The sequence below is a fragment of the Streptomyces sp. NPDC005017 genome (assembly GCF_042873115.1).
Classification (GTDB): Bacteria; Actinomycetota; Actinomycetes; order Streptomycetales; family Streptomycetaceae; genus Streptomyces.
Map to the genome: position 1 here is coordinate 32,344 of NZ_JBIALD010000030.1, position 12,510 is coordinate 44,853.

Genomic DNA, 12,510 nt, shown 5'->3' on the forward strand with positions numbered 1-12,510 from the left:
CCGTCAGCGCGCCACCGGCCGCAGCAGCAGCCGGCCGGGGCGCAGGGTGATGCCGATGCGGGTGGCGTCGTCGGAGCCCTCGACCTGCTCGAAGCGGTACCTGCCGGCCAGCGCCGCCGTGATCAGCGTCAGCTGGGCCATCGAGAAGTGGTCGCTGGGGCACTTCCGATTGCCCACGCTGAACGGGCTCATGGCGTATTTCGGTACGTCCTTGGCGCGTTCGGGAAGCCAGCGGTCGGGGTCGAACTCCAGGTTCTGCGCGTACGAACGCGCGTCGCGCTGGATCGCGTACGGGCTGTAGACGATGTCGGCCCCGGCCGGAATGCGATAGCCGCCGAGTTCGGTGTCGGTGACCGCCCGCCGGGTCAATATCCACACGGCGGGTCGCAAACGCATCGCCTCGACGACGACATTGTTGGTGTGGGTGAGCTTGCGGACGTCCTCGAATGCGACGGGCCGGCCCCCACCGGTCACGGATTCAACTTCCGCACACACCCGGTCCGCGTGCTCGGGATGCTCGGCGAGTACATGAAGGAGCCACATGATCGTGGACGCCACGGTTTCGCTGCCGGGGGTGAGTATCGCGACGACCTGGTCGTGGATCTCCTGTTCCCCGATGGGGTCGCCATTCTCGTCCTTCGCTTCGAGCAGTGCCGTCAGCAAATCGTCCGGCCTTTGACCGGACGCCCTGCGCTCGGCGACGATCTCGTCGACGAGGAGATGCAGATCGGCCAGTGCGCGGTTGAATTCGCGGTTGGCCGGCAACGGCAGCCGGTACAGCGGCCCGAGCGGCACAACCATGCGCCGGTACATGCCCCGGAAGACGACGGCGAGGGCGGCGCACAGCCGTTCGGCGCGCTCGTCCATGTAGTCGCCGCGCAGCAGACAGCGCGCGGCGATGCGCACGGCCACCCGGAAGGACTCCGAGGTGCACTCGACGGTCTGCCCCGGCTGCCAGCGCTCGGCCAGCGCGTGCGCCTCCTCCTCCATGATCGGGCCGTAGGCGGGGATGGCGTCCAGCCGGAAGGCGGGTTGGATGGTGCGCCGCTGGCGGCGGTGCCGGGGCCCGTTGGCGGTGGCCACGCCCTCCTTGCCGAGCAGTCCCTCCAGGGACTCCCAGAGCGGGCCGTCGATCTTGAAGTCGGGGCTGAGGGCGAGGGCCCCGGTGAGGTCGGGCGTGGTGACGGCGTAGACCGTCTTGGGGCCGAGCCGCAGCCGCACGACGTCGCCGTGCTCGCGCAGCCGGGACATGAAGGTGAGCGGGTCGCGGGCCAGTTTCCAGCCGTGGCCGAGCAGCGGTATCCCGCCTCCGGCGAGGGGCGGCTCACGCAGTTCCGGCGCTTCGGCCCCGAGGGGCCTGACGGACTCGACGGTCATTTCTCACCTGCCGCTTCGTTGTTGACGTACGGGGGTGTCGCACGGTCGTCCCAGCTGTCGACCCGGTAACGGCCGGACTCGTGGTGGAACCAGTACACGGAACTGAACCAGTTCCGCATATTTCCCAGGCATGCGCGTACGGCAGTGCCGAGTTCCTTTCCCCGGACGGTGCCGTCGGCGAGGCGGTCCGCGAAGTCCAGCGCCTCCCGTTCGGCGACGAGGAATTCCTCGATGCAGCGCAGAACGCGGCGTCTGACTTCCGTGACGGCTTGTTCGAGTGTCAGCCCCTCATGGGTGATGAGACTGATTCCGAGATTGTGGACCTCGTCGCCCGCTATTTCCTTCGGCAGCGAGCAGAGGTCGTTGTACCACGCGGCGAATTCCTGGCTCAGGAGTGCGGCCCGCCGGAATGCGGGGTTTTTCCGCACCTCGTCCGGGAGTTCGAGTTCCGCGCTCGCCTCCAGCAGGTCGGTCCAGATCCAGTGCGCGAAGGTGAGGCGGCGCAGGGCGAGATACTCCTCCACCGTCGGGACGATCCCCTCGACACGGTTGTGGAATTCCCGGTCGTACGCCTCGATGACGGCGTGGAAGTGCCGGGCGAAGCGGGCGTTCCAGCTCGCCGGGAGGAAGGAGTACAGCCGCCGGACGCTGTCCGCGAACCCCGCGACCAGGGGATCCGGGTGGTGCAGATGGGCCGCCGGGGAGTCCAGGGCCAGGTGCAGGCGCGCCCGCAGCTCCTCCCAGGCGACGGCCCGGCCGTGCACGATGTCACGGTCGTGCCGGTCGTCCCAGACGAAGAACCAGGCGCTGTAGTCGGCTATCGCCTGCATGACGTCGTCGGGCGCGCCGATGTAGTAGCCGGCCATGAGGTCGGTGTAGCAAAGACCGTCGGCATATTCCTCCACCTTGTCGGCGGGCATCAGCCGTTTTTCCAGCAGCCAGGTCCTGGTCTTCTCCTGGAGCCTGGGCCAATAGGCGTGCAGTTGCCGGGGAAACTCCGCTTCGATCACCGGCAGGGAGAGTGCTGTTGGGACCGCGATCGCCGTCGTCGATGTGGTGCCGTGTGGGAATGAAGACACGAACAGACCCCTCTCAGCCGACCAGAGTGCGCACACCCCTCCCGCCGTGCCGGGCGTGCGCCGTTGCGTATCCCCGCGCTTCCCATTCAGCACTACAACTGACCGTTCTGGGAACGGATTTGCTCCATTCACTACCCCGAGATGCCGAGAAGCGCCTCCTGTGTGACCCTTGTGGAGAGGCTGCGGATGCTATGGGGTCGAACATGTGACGGACTGGCGAACGGACAGATGCGAGCGGCGCCCGCCCGGGATCAACTCCCGTGCGGGCGCCGCTGGTTCAAGATGCGGACCATGGTCAGTCGTTCGCGACCACGGGGTAGCGGGGCTCGTTCTCGGCCATCTGCCGCAGCGCGTCCTTGCGGTCCCGCTTGGAGAGACGGTCGATGTAGAGGTATCCGTACAGGTGATCCGTCTCGTGCTGGAGGCAGCGGGCGAAGTAGCCGGTGCCGCGCACCTTGATCGGGTTGCCCTTCTCGTCCTGCCCGGTCACCTCGGCGTAGTCCGGACGGGCGAGCGGCATGTACGCCGTCGGCACCGACAGGCAGCCCTCGTTGCTGTCGTCCAACCGGCGCACCTCGGCGGGCAGTTCGACCAGCCTGGGGTTGCAGACGACGCCGACGTGGCGCGCGCCCTCGTCGTCCGGGCAGTCGTAGACGAAGACCTTCAGGCCCACGCCGATCTGGTTCGCGGCCAGGCCCACGCCCTCGGCGGTGCGCTGACTGGCGAACATGTCGGCGACCAGCTGCTGGAGGTCCTCACCGAAGTCGGTGACGTCCTGGCACTCCTTGTGCAGCACCGGGTTACCGACGACCGTGATCGGCCGGGAGGTCCCGGCCTCCCGCCACGCCGCCTCGCGCTCCTCGGTGTCCTCGGAGTCGATGACGAAGCCCTCGTCGTCCACGGGGAGCACGCCCGCGTGCTGCTGATCGGTGTCCTGCTGCGCCATGACCGACGATGCCTTCCTCAACAAAATCAGGGGTGTAGTGCTCTAACAGGGTAAGGGGCGGCGCCCCTGGAAGGCGCGGGACGGTGTCGATGTGCGGCTCCGCCGCGCGGGCGCGACCGGCCACGACGGACCCGCGCCCGGGAACGGCCTCAGCACACCTCTTCGAGATCCCGCCAGTCCCGCGAATCGGGTGAATCAGCCACCCACCCGTCCAGCAAGCCCCTCACCAGCGAAGCCGGTGCGGCCACCCCGCACTCCCGCTCCGGCACCCAGAGCGACCCGTCGGTCCGGTGCCCCAGGGGCCCGGGATGACCGGGCTCGCTGTGGTCGTGGGGATCCAGGTGCTCACCGTCGCCCTCGTCCGCCGGCATCCGCGACTCCGAGCACATCCGGCACAGCAGCCGCACCGACGAGGACCAGTCCTCCGCCGCGAACCCCGCGTCGGCGGCGAGCTGCTCCAGCGCGTCCCGGTCCGCCTCGGTCGCCGCCTCCAGCAGCACCACCCAGGTCGGCACGGGCGACGGCGCCCACAGCTCGATCTCGTCGAAGACCGGGTAGGCGTGCCCGGCGGAGGTGGTCCGCTCGCCGTGCGGCACGCCGTCGTGCAGGACGACCTCGCCCCAGCGGCGCCCGGAGGACGGCAGCGGGATCGACAGCACCTCCAGCCGGGCCGGGTCGAGCCTGCGCCCCCAGACGACCTCGGCCTCGCCCTCGGGCGACAGCCGCACCGCCGCGCTGCCCAGGTCCATGCCGACGGGTTCGCCCGAGGCGGCCGCGCCGCCGGGCACCGGGAGCCCGTAGGCCTGCCAGGCGCGGCGGGCCAGCGGCCAGTCCTGGAGCGCGGTGGCCGCGATGCCCACGTTCCACCAGTCGGGTGCGCCGGTCTCCCGGTCGAGCAGGGCGACCGCGCGCAGACCGGCCGTGCGGGCCTGCTCCCAGTCGTGCCGGAACTTGTGCAGCAGTGCGAGGTTGAACCAGGACTCCGACAGCCAGGGTTCCAGGTCGGCGGCGCGCGTCAGCAGCGCTCCCGCGTCCTCGTAACGGCCGTCGCCGATCAGCGTGAACGCGCGGTCCGTGGCCTGCCGCCAGGAGGCGGAGGGCCGGTGCCGTCCCTTGCCGAAGATCCTCACGATTCCCGCCTGCCAGTTCCGTTTGGTGGGCTGGCCAGTGCCCCCGGACACTCTCTCTCCTTCGCATCCAACCACGTGCTGCCGGAAGGGCGCTCATTACCCATGGGTTACCCAGCCGCGGGCAGCGTCAGACGGTCTCCGGCGAGCACTCTGGCCAGCGCTTCCACCACGTCCGGCGCACAGTCCCCGGCCGTCCCGGGCCGCGGCTCCTCCAGGGCCTTCAGGGGCCCGCCGGGACCCGTACCCCGGGCCTTCTCCTCGTACGCGTTCACCGCCCGGACGATCCTCGCGGCCCTCGGCCGCTCCCGGCAGGGACCGGCCTGCCGCTCGACGACCACGGCGACCGCCGCGTCGCACAGCGGGTTCAGGACGAGCAGCCCGGCCGGCGGCAGCACACACGCCGGGCCGCTCCAGTCGGTGAACACGCCCTGGTTACAGAGGGGTTGGAAGCAGACCGCGGCGAACGCGACGGTGAGCACCCGGCGGTCCGGCTGGTCGGCGGTGGGGCCGTGGCCGCGCGCGATGTGCGGTACGCCGCCGAGCGGGGTGGCCGCCCTCCCCGGAGATCCGTCGGAAGGGCCTCGGGCGGAGAGGGACGCGTCCGGGGCCGAAGCCTCTCGGATTAGCACGTACGGATGAGGGGGGCGGCGAACCCCGGCCGGGCCGGGACTCCTGTGCGGCCCGGGAGGTCAGGACTCCTGCGGGGTGACCGTGACGTCGTGCTCGGGCACCGCCTGCCCGGCGCGGATCAGGTCGAGCCGCCCCAGGACCTTGGAACGCAGGTCGGTGGGCACGTCGTCATGCCCGCAGCAGCGCTTGACCAGCTTCTTCACGGCCTCTTCGAGCCCGTACTTCTCCAGGCACGGCGAGCACTCGCTGAAGTGCTGCTTGAACTTGTCGCGATCGACGTCCGGCATCTCGCTGTCGAGGAACTCGTAGAGATGGTCGAGTACCTCACTGCAGTCCGTCTCGTGCGGCTCTCCGCAGCTCATGAGCCCGAGCCTTTCGCTTCGTTCGACTCTCCGGCGCCCGCCGGGACCAGTCCGCGTTCGCGGGCGTAGTCCTCCAGCATGCCGCGCAGTTGACGGCGGCCCCGGTGCAGCCGGGACATCACCGTACCGATGGGTGTCCCCATGATGTCCGCGATCTCCTTGTACGCAAAGCCCTCGACGTCCGCGAGATAGACGGCGATGCGGAACTCCTCGGGGATCGCCTGGAGGGCTTCCTTCACGTCCGAGTCGGGCAGATGGTCGAGCGCCTGCGACTCCGCGGAGCGCAGACCGGTCGACATGTGCGACTCGGCGCGGGCGAGCTGCCAGTCCTCGATCTCCTCGGCCGCGCTGCGCTGCGGTTCACGCTGCTTCTTGCGGTACGAGTTGATGAAGGTGTTGGTGAGGATGCGGTACAGCCAGGCCTTGAGGTTGGTGCCCTCGCGGAACTGGTGGAACGACGCGTACGCCTTGGCGTACGTCTCCTGGACCAGGTCCTCCGCGTCGGCCGGATTGCGCGTCATGCGCAGCGCGGCCGAGTACATCTGGTCGAGGAATGCGAGCGCGTCCCGTTCGAAGCGCGCGCTGCGCTCGTCGGCGGACTCCGTGCCGGTGTCCGCGCTCGTGCCCTGGCCCTCGGGCAGCTCCGCCTGGCCGTTGTCGGTCCCTGCGTCGGTCCCAGTGACCGGACCCACCTCCTCAAGATTTCGGGCGGAACCGAGTCCGGTCCCACTCGTTTCGGAGGATAGAACACGACCCGTGTCCGCCGCCGCCCGAATCGGCGCGCTCCTGGCCGCGTGCAGTACCGTCCAGTCCAGGTCAGAGCGGGTACTGCGGCTCGGGCAATACGTCGAACCCATGCGGCGGACTTCCTCTCCCACGACGCGTCTCGAATGCCGGGACGTCGGCACTTCTGTCCGCCTCAACCAAGCGGTGCCGCTCCGCATTCCCGGTCGTTCAGCCGAGTGACCCGGTCCACTCCACGACGGCGTCCGTGACGATCGCCAGCGCCTCGGCCTGGGTGAGAGGGGCCCGCTTCGGCACCGTCAGTCCGTGATCGCCCTGGGGCACCCCGACCAGTTCGTGAGTGCCCTCGGGGAACTCCTCCGGTCTGCCGAACGGGTCGTTGCCGCCCTGGACGACGAGCGTGGGCACCCCGGTGCCGAGCAGTTCGGCGGCGCGGGACCTCTCGGGCCTGCCCGGCGGGTGCAGCGGGAAGCTGAGCGCGAGGACGGCCAGCGCGCCGAGTTCGGTGGCCGTGCGGCAGGCGACGCGGGCCCCGGCCGACCGGCCGCCGGAGACGACGGGCAGGCCGGGCGCGCTCACCGCGGGCCAGATGCCGCGCCAGCCGATGTCCAGGGTCTTCGGCGCGGTGGCGACCTTCCTGCCCGCGACCCGCCAGGGCTGTTCGACGAGGGCGACGCTCACCCCGTGCCAGGGGAGCGTGCGCGCGAGGGCCTGGAGGTCGCGGGCCTCGATGCCGCCGCCCGCACCGTGGCTGACGGCGAGGACGAGGCGGGGCCGCGGCGCCGGATGCCAGGTGATCCGGGCGTCCCCCGCCTCGGTGCCGATGGTCTCGGTGGTCACGCCGGAAGAGGTGGTCACGTCAGAAGAGGTGGTCACGTCAGAAGAGGTGGTCACGTCAGAAGAGTGTGCCCTCTTCGGGGCCCTCCAGCTCCCTCAGCAGCTCCGGCCCGTTGTTGCGGACGTTGCTGACGGCCGTGGTCACCGGGTAGGCGCGCATCAGGCCGGCCGGCGGGGGCACGAGCAGCTCGCGCAGGCCCTCGGGGTCGGTACGGGCGGGGTCCAGCCAGGCGTCCCAGCGGTCCGGGGTGAGCATCAGCGGCATGCGCGGGTGGATCTCGGCGAGCACGTGCGGGCCCTCGGCGGGCGAGACGGCCAGCGGGGTCGTCTCGGCCTCGGTGGTGATCACGGAGCAGGTCGTCCACCAGGCCCGGGGGTGGTCGTCGGGCAGCGTGCCGTCCCGCCAGAACTCGTACAGCCCGGCCATGGCGAAGACCGACCCGTCGGCGGGCAGCACGAAGTAGGGCTGCTTGCGGGGACGCTTCTTCTTCCCCTCCACCTCCAGATCGCGCTCCTGCTTGCCGGTGACCCACTCGTAGTAGCCGTCGGCGGGCAGGATGCAGCGGCGGGCGGCGAAGGCGCGGCGGTAGGCGGGCTTCTCGTGCACGGTCTCCGCGCGTGCGTTGATCATCCGGGCCGCGCCCTCGGGCGTCTTGGCCCAGGACGGCACGAGCCCCCACCTCAGCTTGCGCAGCTGGCGAACCGGGCGCCGGTCGTCCGCGTCCTTCAGGGGACGGTCCAGGACGGCGTAGACCTCCTTGGTGGGCGCCACGTTGTAGTCGGGCTCCAGGGTCTCCTCGGGCTCCCACTTCTCGATCTCGAAGACTCCCGCGAGATCCTCGGGCCTACGACTGGCTGCATACCGTCCGCACATACGTGCCACACTGCCAGACTCCGCACCAGGACAGGGAGCGACCCGGGAACATGGACAGCAGTACAGCGGCCTCTCTGTGGGACGAACTCGTCGGCACCCAGGCCGACCCGGATCTGTGGGTGGTGATCGCGACCCTGGTCGCCGCCGCCGCGGTGGTCCTCCCGCCCCGCCCCTGGCGCATCGCCCGCAACGCGATCACCATCGCCCACGAGGGCGGCCACGGCCTGGTCGCGCTGCTCACCGGCCGCACCCTGACCGGCATACGTCTGCACTCCGACACCAGCGGCCTCACCGTCAGTCGCGGCAAGCCGCACGGCATCGGCATGATCCTCACCGCGGCGGCCGGCTACACCGCTCCCCCGCTGCTGGGCCTCGGCGGCGCGGCCCTGCTCGCCGCGGGCCGCGTCACGCTGCTGCTGTGGCTGGCCACGGCGCTGCTGCTGGCCGTGCTGGTGATGATCCGCAACGCGTACGGGGCGCTCACCGTCGTGCTGACCGGCGGCACCTTCCTGCTGGTGTCCTGGCTGGCCGGGCCCCAGGTGCAGGCGGCGTTCGCGTACGCGGTGGTGTGGTTCCTGCTGCTGGGCGGTGTACGGCCGGCGTTCGAGCTCCAGTCCAAGCGGCGCCGGGGAGGCGCGGGCGACTCGGACGCCGACCAGCTCGCCCGGCTGACGCACGCGCCGGCGGGGGTGTGGCTGTTCTTCTTCCACGCGGTGTCGCTGTGCTCCCTCGTGGGCGGCGGACGGTGGCTGCTGGAGCTGTGACGCGGCGGGCTGCCCGCCGGGGCCCGCCGGGCCGCGACGGCAGCGGTCCCGCACGGACGCGGTACGGAGGTTGACGGTGGCGGTCCCGCGCGGGCCGCGGAGCTGTTCTCGATCAAGATCTCGCCTCGCCGTCAGCCACTAAAGTGGGGCCCATGACCGTGAACCCCGCCCACACCGCACTCTGGCCCGCCCCGCACGCGAGCGGAGCCGTCGACGCGACGGTCCACGTGCCGGGGTCCAAGTCGGTCACCAACCGCGCCCTCGTGCTCGCCGCGCTCGCGAGCGAACCCGGCTGGCTGCGCCGCCCGCTGCGCTCCCGCGACACCCTGCTGATGGCCGGCGCGCTGCGCACGATGGGCGTGGGCATCGAGGAGGGCGTGGGCCCGGACGGCACCGGCGAGTTCTGGCGGGTCATCCCCGCCGCGCTGCGCGGCCCGGCCACGGTCGACGTCGGCAACGCCGGCACGGTGATGCGCTTCCTGCCGCCGGTCGCCGCGCTCGCCGACGGCCCCGTCCGCTTCGACGGCGACCCCCGCTCCTACGAGCGCCCCCTGAACGGCGTCATCGACGCCCTGCGCGTCCTCGGCGCGCGGATCGACGACGACGGGCGCGGCGCGCTGCCCCTCACCGTGCACGGCAGCGGCGCCCTGGACGGCGGCCGGGTGGAGATCGACGCCTCCTCGTCCTCGCAGTTCGTCAGCGCCCTGCTGCTGTCCGCCCCGCGCTTCAACCAGGGCGTGGAGGTCCGGCACACCGGGTCAACGCTGCCGTCGATGCCGCACATCCGGATGACGGTGGACATGCTGCGCTCGGTCGGCGCGCAGGTGGACACCCCCGAGTCCGGCGGCGAGCCCAACGTCTGGCGGGTCACCTCGGGCGCGCTGCTCGGCCGCGACCTGGTGATCGAGCCCGACCTGTCCAACGCCCAGCCGTTCCTGGCGGCCGCCCTGGTGACCGGCGGCAAGGTGCTGATCCCGGACTGGCCGGTCCGCACCACCCAGCCAGGTGACCGGCTGCGGGAGATCTTCACCGAGATGGGCGGCTCCTGCGAGCTGACCGACTACGGCCTGGTGTTCACCGGTTCGGGTGCCGTGCACGGCATCGACGTGGACCTCGGCGAGGTCGGCGAGCTGACCCCGGGCATCGCGGCGGTCGCGGCCCTCGCGGACTCCCCCTCCACCCTGCGCGGCGTGGCGCACCTGCGGCTGCACGAGACGGACCGGCTGGCCGCGCTCACCAAGGAGATCAACGAGCTCGGCGGCGACGTCACCGAGACCGCCGACGGACTGCACATCCGGCCCCGCCGGCTGCACGGCGGTGTCTTCCACACCTACGAGGACCACCGCATGGCGACGGCCGGCGCGATCATCGGCCTGGCGGTCGAGGGCGTACAGATCGAGAACGTGGCGACGACGGCGAAGACACTGCCGGACTTCCCCGACCTGTGGACCGGGATGCTCGGGGCGTAGGGACGCGGGGAACCACCATGCGCCGCTACGGCAAGCACACCGACGAGGACGACATCCGCCAGCGCCCCAACCGCAAGGGGAACCGGCCGCGGACGAACATCCGGCCCAAACACGAGGACGCCGCCGAGGGCATGGTCCTCACCGTCGACCGGGGCAGGCTCACCTGCCTCGTCGACGAACAGCCCGTGATTGCCATGAAGGCCCGTGAACTGGGCCGCAAGGCCGCCGTGGTCGGCGACCGCGTCGCGCTCGTGGGCGATCTGTCGGGCAAGAAGGACACACTCGCGCGAATCGTCCGCATCGAGCAGCGCGACTCGGTGCTGCGCCGCACCGCCGACGACGACGACCCGTACGAGCGGGTGGTCGTGGCCAACGCCGACCAGCTCGCCATCGTCACCGCCCTCGCCGACCCCGAGCCGCGGCCCAGGCTGATCGACCGCTGCCTGGTCGCCGCGTACGACGGCGGGCTGACCCCGCTGCTGGTGATGACCAAGTCGGACCTCGCCCCGCCGGACGAGTTGCTGGAGCTGTACGGCGATCTCGACATCCCGTACGTCGTCACCAGCCGCGAGGAGCTGGAGAGCGGCGGCGCGGCGGACCGGGTGCGCGAGCATCTGGCCGGCAAGGCCACGGCGTTCGTCGGCCACTCGGGCGTCGGCAAGACGACCCTGGTCAACGCGCTGGTCCCGGAGGACCGCCGCCGGCTGACCGGCCGGGTGAACGCGGTGACGGGCCGCGGCCGGCACACCACCACCTCGGCGCTGGCGCTGCCGCTGTACGGGGCGGACGGCTGGGTGATCGACACACCGGGCGTACGGTCCTTCGGGCTGGCGCACATCGACCCGTCGCGGGTCATCCACGCCTTCCCGGACCTGGAGCCGGGCACCGAGGGCTGTCCGCGCGCGTGCAGCCACGACGAGCCGGACTGCGCGCTGGACGCGTGGGTGGCCGAGGGTCACGCCGACCCGGCACGGCTGTACTCGCTGCGCCGGCTGCTGGCGACCCGTGAGCGCAGGGAAGGTGACTGACTCCCGCGTTGTTCGACTCGACGCGAGTCCTGTAAGGGCATAATCGCAAAAGCCGGACCCCAAGAGCGAGTAAAGCCTGACGAGCGGTCACAGAGCGTCGCGGAGCCAGGAGTTACGGGAGGAACAGCACATGGCGTGGCTGCTGGTCATCGTGGCGGGGCTGCTCGAAACCGGCTTCGCCGTCTGCCTGAAGCTGTCGCACGGGTTCACCAGGCTCTGGCCCACCATCGCCTTCGCGATCTTCGCGCTGGGCAGTTTCGGTCTGCTCACGCTGTCGCTGCGCAAGCTCGACGTGGGTCCGGCGTACGCGGTGTGGACCGGCATCGGCGCGGCGGGCACGGCGATCTACGGCATGGCCTTCCTCGGTGACGTGGTCTCCACGCTGAAGATCGTGTCCATCGTGCTCGTCATCTGCGGGGTCATCGGGCTCCAGTTGTCGGGCTCGGCGCACTGACCCCGGCGCCGGGCAGGACCCCGCGGACGAGGTCGGCGACACCGCCCTCGGCGGGCGGCGCCAGAACGCAGGACAGGGCGAGCCGTACGGCCACCTCGCAGGAGCGGGCCAGATCGGCGGTGTCCTGCCGGGTGCGGTACGCGCCGGGGCCGGCGACGGCGGCGACGGCCCGGTCCCGTACGAGGGTCACGAAGTCGGCGGGCGAGGGCAGCGGCCCGTCGGCGCGGCGCTGCGCGGGCGTGACCGAGGAGGACCGCACCGCGGTGAGCGCGAGCGCGGGCAGCCGCTCGTTCCAGCAGCCCGTCAGCAGGGCTCTCACGAGCGCGTTGTCGCGGGCGGTGGCGGTGGTCCACTCGGCGGCGGCGGTCAGTTTCTCGCGGGCGTCGGGGAACGCGGCGAGGGCCCGCTCGACCCCGGCCAGATAGCCGTCCGCCTCGCGCCGCACCAGCGCGCGGGCGAGGCCGTCCTTGCTGCCGAACTCGTTGTAGAGGGTCTGCCGGGACACTCCGGCCGAAGCCGCCACGTCCACCATCCGCACCGCGGACCACGCCCGCCGCGCCAGCGCCGTGTAGGCAGCATCCAGTAAAGACTCCCGCGCCGACGGCATCATCGCCTCCCGGGTTCCCACCACCTCTGCGCCCAGATTTGACGCGCCCGGGGCCCCTGTCAAGGGGGCCCGGAATCGCCCCAACCGCGGGCATGCGTGCCGGCTGCCGTAGCCGCGGGCATGCGTGCCGCCAGGGGCGGCACGGGTGGGCGCCGGGGGTCCCCCCTCCGGGGAGGCACCTCGCACCGCCGAGTTGCGCACCGCCCTCG

Annotated in this window: 13 protein-coding genes and 1 pseudogene; 4 read left to right on the forward strand and 10 right to left on the reverse strand. The window is 71.4% G+C overall.

Annotated features, from left to right (window positions below):
• Window positions 1-3: 3 nt before the first annotated feature.
• From ACFYR0_RS32445 to ACFYR0_RS32485, 9 genes and pseudogenes are all read right to left on the reverse strand, one after another.
• Window positions 4-1,377, reverse strand: coding sequence for a cytochrome P450 (locus ACFYR0_RS32445; RefSeq protein WP_389336169.1), 1,374 nt, complete (start codon window positions 1,375-1,377; stop codon window positions 4-6).
• The gene (gene cyc1, locus ACFYR0_RS32450; RefSeq protein WP_389336172.1) at window positions 1,374-2,456 is read right to left on the reverse strand and encodes an epi-isozizaene synthase; all 1,083 of its coding nucleotides are present in this window, start codon (window positions 2,454-2,456) and stop codon (window positions 1,374-1,376) included. Before cyc1 ends, ACFYR0_RS32445 begins: the two co-directional genes overlap by 4 nt.
• Before the next feature lie 295 nt (window positions 2,457-2,751).
• The gene (def, locus tag ACFYR0_RS32455; RefSeq protein ID WP_389336176.1) at window positions 2,752-3,402 is read right to left on the reverse strand and encodes a peptide deformylase; all 651 of its coding nucleotides are present in this window, start codon (window positions 3,400-3,402) and stop codon (window positions 2,752-2,754) included.
• Between the two features lie 149 nt (window positions 3,403-3,551).
• A complete protein-coding gene (locus tag ACFYR0_RS32460) occupies window positions 3,552-4,532 on the reverse strand; it encodes a tetratricopeptide repeat protein (RefSeq protein WP_386378991.1) in 981 nt (326 codons plus the stop codon).
• Between the two features lie 107 nt (window positions 4,533-4,639).
• Window positions 4,640-5,086 (reverse strand): annotated as a pseudogene (locus ACFYR0_RS32465) (hypothetical protein); the annotation flags it as partial.
• A 135-nt stretch (window positions 5,087-5,221) separates the two neighbouring features.
• Window positions 5,222-5,524, reverse strand: coding sequence for a mycothiol system anti-sigma-R factor (rsrA, locus tag ACFYR0_RS32470; RefSeq protein WP_389336179.1), 303 nt, complete (start codon window positions 5,522-5,524; stop codon window positions 5,222-5,224).
• Window positions 5,521-6,216, reverse strand: a complete 696-nt coding sequence (locus ACFYR0_RS32475) for a sigma-70 family RNA polymerase sigma factor (RefSeq protein WP_389336182.1) — start codon at window positions 6,214-6,216, stop codon at window positions 5,521-5,523. The genes rsrA and ACFYR0_RS32475 overlap by 4 nt, the downstream gene beginning before the upstream one ends.
• Window positions 6,217-6,478: 262 nt before the next feature.
• The gene (locus ACFYR0_RS32480; RefSeq protein WP_389336295.1) at window positions 6,479-7,108 is read right to left on the reverse strand and encodes an alpha/beta family hydrolase; all 630 of its coding nucleotides are present in this window, start codon (window positions 7,106-7,108) and stop codon (window positions 6,479-6,481) included.
• A gap of 55 nt (window positions 7,109-7,163) precedes the next feature.
• Window positions 7,164-7,979, reverse strand: a complete 816-nt coding sequence (locus ACFYR0_RS32485) for an SOS response-associated peptidase (RefSeq protein WP_389336185.1) — start codon at window positions 7,977-7,979, stop codon at window positions 7,164-7,166.
• Between the two features lie 50 nt (window positions 7,980-8,029).
• Here ACFYR0_RS32485 and ACFYR0_RS32490 point away from each other — a divergent pair, with 50 nt between their 5' ends.
• The 4 genes from ACFYR0_RS32490 to ACFYR0_RS32505 all read left to right on the forward strand — a co-directional run bounded on the left by ACFYR0_RS32490 (window position 8,030) and on the right by ACFYR0_RS32505 (window position 11,694).
• Window positions 8,030-8,743, forward strand: a complete 714-nt coding sequence (locus ACFYR0_RS32490; protein ID WP_389336188.1) for a M50 family metallopeptidase — start codon at window positions 8,030-8,032, stop codon at window positions 8,741-8,743.
• 152 nt (window positions 8,744-8,895) lie between these two features.
• Window positions 8,896-10,212 (forward strand): 3-phosphoshikimate 1-carboxyvinyltransferase, encoded by a 1,317-nt coding sequence (gene aroA, locus ACFYR0_RS32495; protein WP_386378855.1) that lies wholly within the window; start codon window positions 8,896-8,898, stop codon window positions 10,210-10,212.
• Window positions 10,213-10,229: 17 nt separating this feature from the next.
• Complete coding sequence (rsgA, locus tag ACFYR0_RS32500) at window positions 10,230-11,240, forward strand: ribosome small subunit-dependent GTPase A (protein ID WP_389336192.1); 1,011 nt, start codon at window positions 10,230-10,232, stop codon at window positions 11,238-11,240.
• Between the two features lie 130 nt (window positions 11,241-11,370).
• Entirely contained in the window at window positions 11,371-11,694 is a 324-nt protein-coding gene (locus ACFYR0_RS32505; RefSeq protein WP_386378858.1) for a DMT family transporter, read from the forward strand.
• On the opposite strand, the gene ACFYR0_RS32510 is transcribed toward ACFYR0_RS32505, so the two are convergent.
• Window positions 11,660-12,304, reverse strand: a complete 645-nt coding sequence (locus ACFYR0_RS32510) for a TetR/AcrR family transcriptional regulator (protein WP_389336298.1) — start codon at window positions 12,302-12,304, stop codon at window positions 11,660-11,662. The two genes, ACFYR0_RS32505 and ACFYR0_RS32510, sit on opposite strands and share 35 nt — an antisense overlap.
• Between the last annotated feature and the right edge of the window lie 206 nt (window positions 12,305-12,510).

Coding starts and splice junctions, on each gene's coding strand:
- ACFYR0_RS32445 (WP_389336169.1), bottom strand. CDS start 1,377: ATGACCGTCGAGTCCGTCAGGCCCCTCGGGGCCGAAGCGCCGGAACTG.
- def (WP_389336176.1), bottom strand. CDS start 3,402: ATGGCGCAGCAGGACACCGATCAGCAGCACGCGGGCGTGCTCCCCGTG.
- rsrA (WP_389336179.1), bottom strand. CDS start 5,524: ATGAGCTGCGGAGAGCCGCACGAGACGGACTGCAGTGAGGTACTCGAC.
- ACFYR0_RS32485 (WP_389336185.1), bottom strand. CDS start 7,979: ATGTGCGGACGGTATGCAGCCAGTCGTAGGCCCGAGGATCTCGCGGGA.
- ACFYR0_RS32490 (WP_389336188.1), top strand. CDS start 8,030: ATGGACAGCAGTACAGCGGCCTCTCTGTGGGACGAACTCGTCGGCACC.
- aroA (WP_386378855.1), top strand. CDS start 8,896: ATGACCGTGAACCCCGCCCACACCGCACTCTGGCCCGCCCCGCACGCG.
- rsgA (WP_389336192.1), top strand. CDS start 10,230: ATGCGCCGCTACGGCAAGCACACCGACGAGGACGACATCCGCCAGCGC.
- ACFYR0_RS32505 (WP_386378858.1), top strand. CDS start 11,371: ATGGCGTGGCTGCTGGTCATCGTGGCGGGGCTGCTCGAAACCGGCTTC.
- ACFYR0_RS32510 (WP_389336298.1), bottom strand. CDS start 12,304: ATGATGCCGTCGGCGCGGGAGTCTTTACTGGATGCTGCCTACACGGCG.